A 10,450-nucleotide genomic window follows, 5' to 3' on the forward strand; every position below is an offset into this window, starting at 1 on the left:
AGCCAGGCAGATGCCTGGCTTTTGTTTTCAGATGACCCAATTCCCCGTTTTTCTTCTGGGTGCCGTGCTGGCACTGCCGTTGTACGCCAAGCCTTTGCAGACCACAGTGCTGCCGTTGGCGCCGGCGACCCAAGCTTATGTAAATTCACTGAGTCAGCTTTCGCTCTGCTATCCTGCGACGCTTCCTCCACCATACCTGATGGCCGAGGGGGGACTGCTCAAGGATCGTCTCGCCCGGTTGCAGGAGCTGTTCCCGGTTCCCCTCGTGCTCAAAGAGTTGCCCGATTGGCAGACATTGCGCAACGGGCTCGCAGAGGGTGACTGTGACATCATTCCCTATGTCGGAACCCGCAAGAAGGCCGTGGAGGGCATGCGGTTAAGTCGTCCGATGATGGAGACCGATGCCGCCATCCTCTACAAGGGTGAAAATCTCAAACAGGCCCGCTTTCTGGTCTACTCGGTGGCAGACTCTGCCCGCCTGTTGCACGAGCTCTATCCTCAGGCACGCATTATTTCCCTAAAAAGCGGAGAGAAGGTCTACGACGCGCTGCAGAGTGGCAAGGGTGATGCCTATCTGGGGGACTATCTGCAACTGCGCTATCTGATGCGCGAGTTTCCTGCCGATGGTTTGCGCCTGCGCCGCCTGTTTGGTGAGGATCGGATCATCAGCTATCGCTTGATGATGCGTGATCAGCCGGAGTTGGCCAATCTGGTGGACACCCTGATCCGTCATATGCCGGCCGGTACTATCTATACCGATCTGGCCCGTTATCTCGATCAGGGGTCGCTATATGTCAACCAACCCCACTTCAGCGATACCGAGCAGGCCTGGTTATCCGGCCGCGGGCGCACCATTCGCCTGGTGGTCAATCCCGAGTTGATGCCCTATAGCGGCGTCAATGATCTGGGGGAGGCGAAAGGGTGGAGCGCGGATGTGCTGCGCTGGGTCACCCAGGAGACCGGCCTGAAATACAAGCTGGTGCCTGCCGCCAGCAAGGCGGAGGCCGTAGAAAAGCTGCGCCGTGGTGAGGCGGATATGATGGCCGGCTTGCCGGAATCCCCGGCATTGACGGATCAGTTCATTTTCAGTCGGACGATCTCCACCAACCGGTTTGCCTTGATCAGCAAGCGCAAGCTGGCTGCCGATCGCATGGCGCAGCTCAAGCGGCAGCGTATTCTGGTGCCGGAATCCCTCTACGATCCCTCCTTGCTCGCCCTGCTCGGTGATCAGGAGTGGCTTCGCACCGACGGCCTCGAGCAGGGGCTTGCCGCGATCAAACAGGGCAAGGCTGACGCCATGCTGAGCGAGCTATATCAGCTGCAATATCCCCAGCGTACCAACTTGCTGGAAGGGCTCGATATCGAGGAGCTGGAAGATCGCTTCAGTCTTGGCTTTGCCATCAACAAGAGTCAGACAGAACTGGCCGGGGTGATGGATCGCAACCTGATGGCCCTGACCAGCACCCAGATCGACGAACTTAACCAGCGCTGGCGCCGCTTGTTCGTCGTGCAGCAGCCTGGCGTGAGCTACGCCGCCTGGTTTGGCTCCATCGCCATGGCACTGTTGATCAGCGGCATTGTCATCGGCGGGATCTGGCGTTCTCGCCAGCAACTGGCACGGGAGGTGGCCCAGCGTCACGCCGCCGAGAAGGCGCTGGCCATCGAGAGCGAGCTGCGGGAAACCATGTTTCAGGCGTTGCCGGTGCCCGTCTATCTGCGCAACAGCCAGGGCAAGGTGATCAAATCCAATAAACAGGGGCGACGTCTGGCCCTGCGCTATTCGCAGCAGTTGATGTTGCCGCCGGTACAGCCTCAGAAGAGTGAAGGGGAGTTGGTGCTGGGGGATCAGGTCTTCGCCTATGCCCAGCATCCGCTGCGGCTGGACAAGCAGGCACCTGCCACCGATCTCATCGCCCTGTCGGATATCAGTGTGCTGCGTGAGCAGGCCCGTTTTCTGCGTCAGGCAGAGCGCCGCCTGCGCGCCCTGACCAATACCGTTCCCGGCGTGGTGCTGCAGTTTATGTTCGAGCGGGGACGGGTAGGGGGGATCGAGTTTATCAGCCGGGGCTGTTACGAGCTGCTGGGGCTGGCGAGTCAGCAGATCCGTCGTGAGCCCAAACGGGTGCTCATTATGCTGGAGCGCGAGGATCGTCGTCGGGTAAGCCGTGAGATGTTCGCCATGTTGCAGGCTGGCAAACCCTTCGCGTTCACCATGCGCTATTACCATCCGACCAAGGGTCTGCGCTGGTTGCAGCTCTATGGCCGTGGGCGCAGTCAGCCGCAGGGTTGGCGGATCTATGCGGTGATGCAGGATGCCACTACCAGGGTCGAGCAGGATCAGGCATTGCAGCACTCCCATGAGCAGGCGCAACAGGCAGTTCTGGCCAAGGGGCGCTTTCTGGCCGCCATCAGCCACGAGATCCGCACGCCGATGAACGCCATGCTCGGCTTGCTGGAGTGGCTGGCCAGTACTCCTTTGTCGAGAGAGCAGGATTCGGCGCTGGCGAGGGTGCGTCAGGCGGGGGATGAGTTGCTCGGCCTGCTCAACGATGTGCTCGACTTTAGCCGCAACGAAAACAGCAAACTCTCCCTCTCGCCGCAACCCACCGATTTTGCCGAGCTGTGCGAGCATGTGGCGGCTGTGCACTGGACCAAGGCGCGGGCCAAAGGATTGCAACTGCGCCTTAAGTTGGATCCAGCTCTACCAGCCCTGCAGACCCTCGACCCTCACCGGGTACGGCAAGTGCTCCACAACCTGCTCTCCAATGCCATCAAGTTCAGCCTGCGTGGGGAAGTGGTACTGTGGGCTGAGGTGGTCGCATCAACCTTGCGCTTCGGTGTGGATGATCAGGGGCCGGGGATCACCGCCAAGATGCGCACCACGCTCTTTATGCCGTTCGAGCAGTTTGCCGTTGAAGGCCAGCTGCGGGCGCCGGGCACAGGTCTTGGTTTGGCGATCTGCAAGCAGCTGATCGAGCAGATGGGGGGGCTTATAGATGTCGAGGGGCGTGCCGGTGGTGGTAGCCGCTTCTATTGCGAGTTGCCCCTGAAGCGGGTGCAGCAGGAGCCGGACTGGCTGCCCAATGTGCGGCAGCTGGCACTCTCTTTACCCCACGATGAGGCGCAAGCGCTCTCGCCCTGGCTTAGTCGATTGGGGATCGCCACCGTCAGCAACGCCGTTGATACGCTGCAAGCGGAGGTGGACGAGAAGGGGCTCTACTATTGGGCCTGGCAAGGGGAGTCCTGGGTGCCTGGGACCATCATCACTCTGCTGCAGCCACGGTTGACCCCGGATCAACCGGTGGCCGGCACCCAGCCAGGGCTTGGCATGCGGGTACTGCTGGTTGAAGATCACGATGTCAATCGCGAGCTGATCAGCCTGCAGCTGGGGCAACTTGGTGCCAGCGTTATCACTGCCGCCAACGGGCAGCTGGCGCTGGAGATGCTGGTGCAACAGGAGGTGGATTTTGTGCTGACCGATCTGCAGATGCCGGTGATGAACGGGGCCGAGCTGTGCAGGCAGTTGCGCCAATCCGCCCGTTGGGCCCGTCTGCCGGTCTATGTGATCACCGCAGATCTCAGTGATCAGGCGGCAAGGGAGCTGCAATCCTGCGGTTGCGATGGCCATCTGGACAAGCCGGTCGCTCTCAAGGAGCTGGCGACCTTGCTGCGCCATATTGCCAAAGAGGGGAGCAATGCTGTCGTCCCGACACCGGTTGCCTCGCTGCTGACCGATGAACTGGCCGCCCTTTATCTGAAGGCTACCCGTGATGATTTGGCCGAACTTGAGCGCTACAGCACAGAAGAAGATGAAGTTGGCGTGAATGCTGCTTTACACAAGTTGAAGGGGGCCGCCAGAATGGTAGGGGCGACTGCGTTGGTGGCGGTCATTGAAGAGTGGCAACAGGCGCCCCATCCGATGCTGCAAGCCAGATTGAACCGGGCACTGGATGAGTTCAGCCAGCAGTTTTCAAAGAGGGCTCAAGATGATCATCACTGATGAAGAATTACTGGCGTTGCTCGATTCGGAAGAGCATGAGGCGGCAGGATTTTGCCCCATTGTGCTCTATGCCCTCGACAGCACCGCCCATGAGTTGGCCAGCACCATGACATTGCCCTCCTATGTCACGCTGCACCGTACCCGACCGGATGCCTGCTGGCAGTGGGAAGGGTTGTTTGCGGCAGGTGCCATTGCCCTTTACGACCCCGCCGCTCATCAGCAGGCGGACTATTTCCCCCAGTTGCAGCAGCATGAGGGGATCTACGCTATCGGCGAGGATTGGCTGGGGGGGCTTGCCGCCAGTTACCGTAAATGGTGCAACTGGCTGGCCGCTAACAAGGTGCTGCTGCTCGAGGATCACCCGTTTCAGGGGATGCAACTGCAACAGACCATCGCCGGGTTGGGGCTCTCCTGTCAGTGGGTACAGGATGAATCGGCCTGTCTTGCGGCATTGTCGGCGGGCGACATCAGCCTGCTGGTGTGCGATCTCAGTCTGGTGGAGCAAGATGCCATCAGTCTGCTGATGAACCAGCCCCAGTTGCAGGAGGCCGGGCTGCCCATCGTGCTGCTCTCGGCCCATGAGCAGACGCTGATCGACGGTGCCCGCCGCCTGCTGCACGATGCCGGTTTCAACATTCTGGCGGCACTGGCCAAGCCGCTTGATTGCGACGAGCTGCTCAGGTTGCTGCGTCGACTCTATCTGGGCCCGCTGCGTCAACAGCGCTTGAGCGGCCAGCGCCGCTCCATCCGCCGGTGGCAGGGGGAGGTGCAGGGTCAGCTTGGGCTGCTCTCCAGTCCCGCGACCCCTCATCCGGTCTGGCTGGCGGTGACGGGTTTGCCCAGCCGCTGGGAGGCGCTCAAGGATTGGCTGACGGAGCAGTCGCGCACCCCAGCCGAACTGACCCTGCTGATCCACCGTCGAGACCACCTGCTCGGCAATGCCGATCGCTTCGCACTGGTGCTGCAAGCCAGTCTGGCAGGGAGCAAGCTGGCGCTGCTGCTCGATAACAGCCAGCATCTGCCATTCGATCTGCTGGAACGTTTGCCGCTGCAAGCCTTGCTGCTGGGGCAGGGGATCTTGCCGGAGATGGAGTCCTTGACCGGTGACTCCCTGCTGGGGCGTTTTATGGCCCGGGTTCGGGAGCTGGGGATCGCCGTCTATCTGGATGATCCTTACAACCTGCTCGACGTCGAGGTGTGGCGAGAGCGCGGTATGACGGGGCGCTGGTAAGCCATGCCGCGCTACCTCTGCTGGCCCATGCACCGGGAGCGCCTCGGCAAAGGGCTGGAGGGCTGGCCCCATCCGGTTTCCCGGGCCGCGCTGCCACTGGCGATGCAGGTCTCCGGGGTGCCTTGCCTGCTACGCGAGCTGCATGGTGTGGCGCCTGCCCGCATGCTGGCCGCTTACGATGCATTGAGTGAAGAGAGCATCTATCTGCGTTTTATGCGCCCGAAACGGACGCCGCCACCGGAACAGGTGGCCCAATTTCTCAATTACCACCCCGAACAACAGATTTCGTTGTTGCTGACCGATCTGGCTGGTGAGCCGCTGGCTCAGGCGCAATCAATCCGCCGCCGCCTTCATCCCGATCGGGCGGAGTTCTCCTGCATCGTGGCGGATCACTTCCAGCACAAGGGGGCGGGGAGGCGCATTCTGCTGGCGCTGGCACTGTTGGCCAGGGCGGACGGGATCCGGGAGTGGACGGCGGAAGTGCTGGCCCAGAACCGGCCCATGCTGACCCTGCTCAAGCGCCTTGGCTTGCCGCTGACCTTGGTGACCGGGCGGGAGATGGTCTTTGTCAGGCTGGATCTGTCGGTACTGGATGCCTGGTTGCCCGCACAGCCAGCGGCGCCGCTTAAGACCAAGGGCGAATAGTGACACTTTTTTCCCTGTGCTAAGGTCACATTTATTGTGCGGGGATAGACGGAGCAGCTTATGGCGCAGTCATATAAACATATCGTGATCCTGACCGGCGCGGGGATCTCTGCCGAATCCGGCATCAAGACTTTTCGTGCCTGCGACGGTTTGTGGGAAGAGCACAAGGTCGAGGACGTGGCGACCCCCGAGGGGTATGCCCGGGATCCCGAACTGGTGCTGCGCTTTTACAACTCCCGCCGCAAACAGCTGCAACAGCCCCAGGTTCATCCCAATCCGGCCCACTATGCGCTGGCCCGCCTCGAGCGACTGCTGCCCAGCACGGTCACCCTGGTCACCCAGAACATCGACAATCTGCACGAGAGCGCGGGCAGCAAGAACCTTATCCATATGCACGGGGAGCTGCTCAAGGCCCGCTGCCCCGAGTCCGGTCAGGTGATCGAGTGGCGTGGCGATCTCCATCAGGACGAGCTCTGCTCCTGCTGCCAGTTCCCTCAGCCGATGCGTCCCCATGTGGTCTGGTTTGGCGAAATGCCGCTCGGGCTGGATCGCATCTACAGCGCGCTTGCCCAGTGCGATCTCTTTATCTCTATCGGCACCTCTGGCGCTGTCTATCCGGCCGCCGGGTTTGTCCATGAAGCAGGATTGAACGGGGCGCACACCATCGAGCTCAATCTCGAACCGAGCGAGGTAGGTAGCCAGTTTGACGAAAAACGCTATGGCCCAGCCTCCCTGCTGGTGCCCGCCTATGTCGATGAGTTGCTGGAGGCGTGCGGCATTCATCAACCGAGGCAAGTCGAGGGGCACAACTGGATGGAGATGCGTGGTCCCTGAGCTAGTGTGCGACGGGACAGTTGCAATGGTTCGGTGAAATCGCCACACTGGCAACCATTTAAAAAATGGGACGCAGTTGGCGCAAATTACCATGACCGCAGTAAAGCAATGGATCGCTTTTTTTCTCCTGATGCTGGCCAGTTCCAGCGCATCGGCCTCCATCCCCCTGATGACCCTGGTACTGCCAGATGGCCAGCAGGTGACCCTCGATGAGGCGGCCCTCTCCGCCTTGCCACAGACCGAATTCACCACCACTACCCCCTGGACTCAGGGCGTTCACCACTATCGCGGGCCGACCCTGTCAGCCGTGCTGGCGGCGCAAGGGATCCCGGATGCTCGCAAGATTGCCGTTTCGGCCCTCAACGGCTATCAGCAGGTGGTGGATCTGGCCCTGTTCGACGGCGTGCCGCTGACCCTGGTGCGTCAGGAGGACGGCAAACCGCTGACCCGGCGCAACAAGGGGCCGCTTTGGCTGCTCATCCCGTTCACCACCTATCCCAAGCTGGACGTGCCTGCCATTCACAACTGCATGGTGTGGCAGGTGACCCGCATTGAGATCGTCGATTGATGGGGCTATCCCGCCAAAATCTGCTGTTGGTTGCGGTGTCGCTGCTGTTTCTGCTCTCTTCGGGCAGCAGCCTCTATCTGCAGTATCGGCAGGAGCAGCTGGTCGATACCTTCTACCGCAATGTCCACTGGAACATCAGCCAGGTAATGCTCGAATCCCAGCGTTTCCTCTACGACTTGCAGCTCTATCGGGCTGGCAGACTGTCGATGGAGACCCTGAGCCTCGATTACGATCTGCTGTGGAACCGGCTCGACATCTTCCTCATCAGCAGTGAAACCGCCGAGATGCGCCAGCGGCACGGGCTCGGCAAAGTGCTGGCCACCCTGTTCGAGCAGATCAAGCAGCTCGAACCCCAGATGGAGGCCGGTGCGCTGCGCGAGGGGGCTGAGCTTGCCCGCTTGCAGGAGGCGATCGCCAGCCAGACCCGTCTCATCGAACAGATAGGGGATCAGATCCTCTCCGGCCAGGAGCGGGAGCATTCGGTCAGCCAAATCCGCAACAGCCTGTTCTGGCTGCAGATCTGGCAACTGATCCTGCTACTGACCGGTGGCGCTCTGGTCGCTGCCCTCATTCGCGCCAATCTGGCGAACCGTCGGCTTGCCCTGCTCGATCCCCTTACCCAGCTTGGCAACCGCCGTGCCCTGCAGGAGCAGCTCTCTCGCGCTCTGCATGCTGGCGAGGTGAGCGCTTTGGTGGTGCTCGATCTCAAGCGCTTCAAGCAGGTCAATGATCTGCTGGGTTATCAGGTCGGTGATCGGCTGTTGCAGATGGTGGCCAACAAGCTGCAGCAGGCCCATGGCAGCCACGCTTACCGGCTCGGTGGAGATGAATTTGCCGTGGTGCTGACCAAGGCGGATGATGCGCTGGAAACCGCCATTCATGAGCTGGTGGATCTGCTCCATTTCGAGTTCGTGACCCGGGAGTGCAGCTTCGATCTGGCCTGTCGGCTCGGGGTTGCCAAGGCGCAGCAACAGGATGCCGCCCGGCTGCTGGATCAGGCCATCCTGGCCCTTAACCAGGTCAAGCGTAGCCAGGAGGGGGCGATCAGCTGGTTTGAGCCCGCCATGCTGCAGCAGTTGCAGTTGAGTCAGCAGCAGCTTCATCAGCTGCGAGAGTGGCTGGCCGGGCGCGAGCCTGCACCGCTGCGAGCGGCATTGCAGGCGCTGACGGACGGACAGGGCAACGACATGTGGCAATTGGCACTTGAGTGGCGTGAGCAGGGGGCGCCCTGCCACATGCGCTGGCTGCAGGAGTGCGGCGTACTGGGGCCCGTGTTGGCCCGTGTGCTGCAAACGCATGAGGCGCAGTATGCCGATGGTCGGGCACTGCTGGTCCCGCTCGACAACCAGGCCCAGCTGACCCATCTACTGGCCTGTCTGCCGGGGGCTTCCCGCACGCCGCTGGTGTTGCTGGTACCGACGCTGCAGCCGGATGGTGTCTTGCTGGCGGGATTGCGGCAGCAGGGTTGCACTTTGGCGCTCAGAGAGATTGGCAGCACCACCTCGGCGCAGCTGGCAGCCGGCTGGCCTGTTCGCTACTGGTTGCCGCAGGGGGATGATGATGGCGAGTTGTTGCAGCCTCTGGCCAGACGATTGGGGCTGGTGCCACTGCAAGTGCTGGCAGCAAGGGAGACCAGGTCGCTGGCCTGAGGGCAAAAGCGGTATTGCACGGCAGAGATAAAACGAAACAAGGCGACCTCGGGGTCGCCTTGTTTCGTTTATTGCCCCTGAACGTCAGGTGCGAGGGGCGCAGGATTGCCTGATCACCAGGTCAGGGTCGACGGTGATCAGGTGATTCTCCACCGCTTCGCCGTTGATCCGAGCTAACAAGCGGGTGACGGCGAGGCGCCCCAGCTCCTCTTTGGGCTGGTTGACGGTAGTGAGTGGCGGCGACATAAATTCGGCCAGCGCCACATTGTCATAGCCAACGATGGAGATATCCCGCGGGATCACCAGCCCCGCCTGATGGGCGGCACTGATGGCCCCCATCGCCATCATGTCGTTACAGACAAAGAGGGCGGTGGGCCGCTCGGGCAATTCCAGCAGATGGGTCATCGCCTGATGGCCACTGGCGCAGTCAAAATCCCCCTCCTGGATCCAGTCAGGATTGACAGTGAGTCCGGCCTCCTGCAGCGCCAGCTCGAAACCTGCCTGCCGCTGGTTGGCGGGGGCGCGGCTGTGGGGGCCTGTGATGCAACCGATGGCGGTATGGCCCAGCTCAATCAGATGGCGGGTCGCCAGATAACCGCCGTGGAAGGAGTTGTCGGCGATAAGATCCACATCTTCGCTGACCAGTCCCCAATCCATCACCACCACCGGCAGGCTTTTGAGCCAGTCGAGCTGGTTGAACACCTCTTGTTGCCCTTCGCTACACATGATGAGCAGGCCATCGACCCGCTTGCGCAGCATCATCTTGAGGTAGGAGAGGGCCGTCTCGGCCTGACCTTCTGTGTTACCCAGCATCAGGTTGTAGCCCTGCTCGAAGCAGTAACGCTCAACCCCGCGCACCACCTCAGCAAAGAAGGGGTTGCTGGAGGTGGTGACCAGCATGCCGATACTGTTGGTCTCCTTCACCTTGAGGCTGCGGGCCACTAGGCTCGGGGCATAGTTGAGCTCACGCATGGCGGCGAAGACCCGCTCGCGGGTCTCCTCGGCGACAAAACGGGTCTCGTTGATGACGTGGGAGACGGTGGTGGTCGAGACCCCCGCCAGCGCCGCCACCTCCTTGATATTGGCCATCAGTGCCCCTGCGCAGTCTGCTCAAGCAGGAAGGTGTCGACCTCCTGCTTGCTCGGGATGGAGCTCTGGGCGCCGAACCGGGTGACGGAGAGCGCCGCCGCCCCGTGGGCAAAGCGCACCGCGCTGTGGAAATCGGCACCGGCCAGTTCCGCCGCCAGCAGGGCGCCGTTGAAGGTATCGCCCGCGGCAGTGGTATCCACCGCCTTGACCCGAAAGCCCGGGATCAGCTGTTGCTGCTGGGCGTTGCTGCAATAGACCCCCTGCGACCCCAGGGTGATCATCACATCCGCAATCCCCATCTGGTGGAAACGGGCAGCCGCCTCGCGGGCGCTCGCTTCGTCGGTGACTTTGACGCCGGTCAACAGCTCGGCCTCGGTCTGGTTGGGGGTGATAAGGTCGACCAGCGCCAGCAGTTCGCTTGAGAGCGGACGGGC

8 protein-coding genes are annotated in these 10,450 nt (G+C 61.6%); 6 read left to right on the forward strand and 2 right to left on the reverse strand.

The window, feature by feature from the left end:
• The first annotated feature begins 10 nt into the window (after window positions 1–10).
• From AB5Z09_RS01400 to AB5Z09_RS01425, 6 genes are all read left to right on the forward strand, one after another.
• The gene (locus AB5Z09_RS01400) at window positions 11–4,000 is read left to right on the forward strand and encodes a transporter substrate-binding domain-containing protein (protein WP_368194471.1); all 3,990 of its coding nucleotides are present in this window, start codon (window positions 11–13) and stop codon (window positions 3,998–4,000) included.
• Window positions 3,987–5,231 carry a response regulator gene (locus AB5Z09_RS01405; protein WP_150389089.1) on the forward strand — a complete coding sequence of 415 codons (1,245 nt, stop codon included), beginning with the start codon at window positions 3,987–3,989 and terminating at the stop codon, window positions 5,229–5,231. Before AB5Z09_RS01400 ends, AB5Z09_RS01405 begins: the two co-directional genes overlap by 14 nt.
• Before the next feature lie 3 nt (window positions 5,232–5,234).
• On the forward strand, window positions 5,235–5,876 hold the full coding sequence (locus tag AB5Z09_RS01410; RefSeq protein ID WP_368194472.1) for a GNAT family N-acetyltransferase: 642 nt from the start codon (window positions 5,235–5,237) through the stop codon (window positions 5,874–5,876).
• 60 nt (window positions 5,877–5,936) lie between these two features.
• Window positions 5,937–6,710 (forward strand): Sir2 family NAD+-dependent deacetylase, encoded by a 774-nt coding sequence (cobB, locus tag AB5Z09_RS01415; RefSeq protein WP_368194473.1) that lies wholly within the window; start codon window positions 5,937–5,939, stop codon window positions 6,708–6,710.
• Between the two features lie 91 nt (window positions 6,711–6,801).
• Window positions 6,802–7,278, forward strand: a complete 477-nt coding sequence (locus AB5Z09_RS01420) for a hypothetical protein (protein ID WP_368194474.1) — start codon at window positions 6,802–6,804, stop codon at window positions 7,276–7,278.
• On the forward strand, window positions 7,278–8,927 hold the full coding sequence (locus AB5Z09_RS01425; RefSeq protein WP_368194475.1) for a diguanylate cyclase: 1,650 nt from the start codon (window positions 7,278–7,280) through the stop codon (window positions 8,925–8,927). The genes AB5Z09_RS01420 and AB5Z09_RS01425 overlap by 1 nt, the downstream gene beginning before the upstream one ends.
• A gap of 84 nt (window positions 8,928–9,011) precedes the next feature.
• Here AB5Z09_RS01425 and AB5Z09_RS01430 read toward each other — a convergent pair whose 3' ends face one another.
• Window positions 9,012–10,016, reverse strand: a complete 1,005-nt coding sequence (locus tag AB5Z09_RS01430) for a substrate-binding domain-containing protein (protein WP_368194476.1) — start codon at window positions 10,014–10,016, stop codon at window positions 9,012–9,014.
• A partial coding sequence (locus AB5Z09_RS01435; RefSeq protein ID WP_368194477.1) for a PfkB family carbohydrate kinase occupies window positions 10,016–10,450 on the reverse strand: 435 nt, incomplete at its 5' end. The genes AB5Z09_RS01435 and AB5Z09_RS01430, both read right to left, overlap by 1 nt.

This window comes from Aeromonas sp. R2-2 (assembly GCF_040908355.1).
Taxonomy (GTDB): domain Bacteria; phylum Pseudomonadota; class Gammaproteobacteria; order Enterobacterales; family Aeromonadaceae; genus Aeromonas; species Aeromonas veronii.

Bases quoted from the DNA above. Each gene is read 5' to 3' on its own strand.
- AB5Z09_RS01410 (WP_368194472.1), top strand. From the start codon at position 5,235: ATGCCGCGCTACCTCTGCTGGCCCATGCACCGGGAGCGCCTCGGCAAA.
- AB5Z09_RS01405 (WP_150389089.1), top strand. From the start codon at position 3,987: ATGATCATCACTGATGAAGAATTACTGGCGTTGCTCGATTCGGAAGAG.
- AB5Z09_RS01420 (WP_368194474.1), top strand. From the start codon at position 6,802: ATGACCGCAGTAAAGCAATGGATCGCTTTTTTTCTCCTGATGCTGGCC.
- AB5Z09_RS01430 (WP_368194476.1), bottom strand. From the start codon at position 10,016: ATGGCCAATATCAAGGAGGTGGCGGCGCTGGCGGGGGTCTCGACCACC.
- AB5Z09_RS01425 (WP_368194475.1), top strand. From the start codon at position 7,278: ATGGGGCTATCCCGCCAAAATCTGCTGTTGGTTGCGGTGTCGCTGCTG.
- cobB (WP_368194473.1), top strand. From the start codon at position 5,937: ATGGCGCAGTCATATAAACATATCGTGATCCTGACCGGCGCGGGGATC.
- AB5Z09_RS01400 (WP_368194471.1), top strand. From the start codon at position 11: ATGCCTGGCTTTTGTTTTCAGATGACCCAATTCCCCGTTTTTCTTCTG.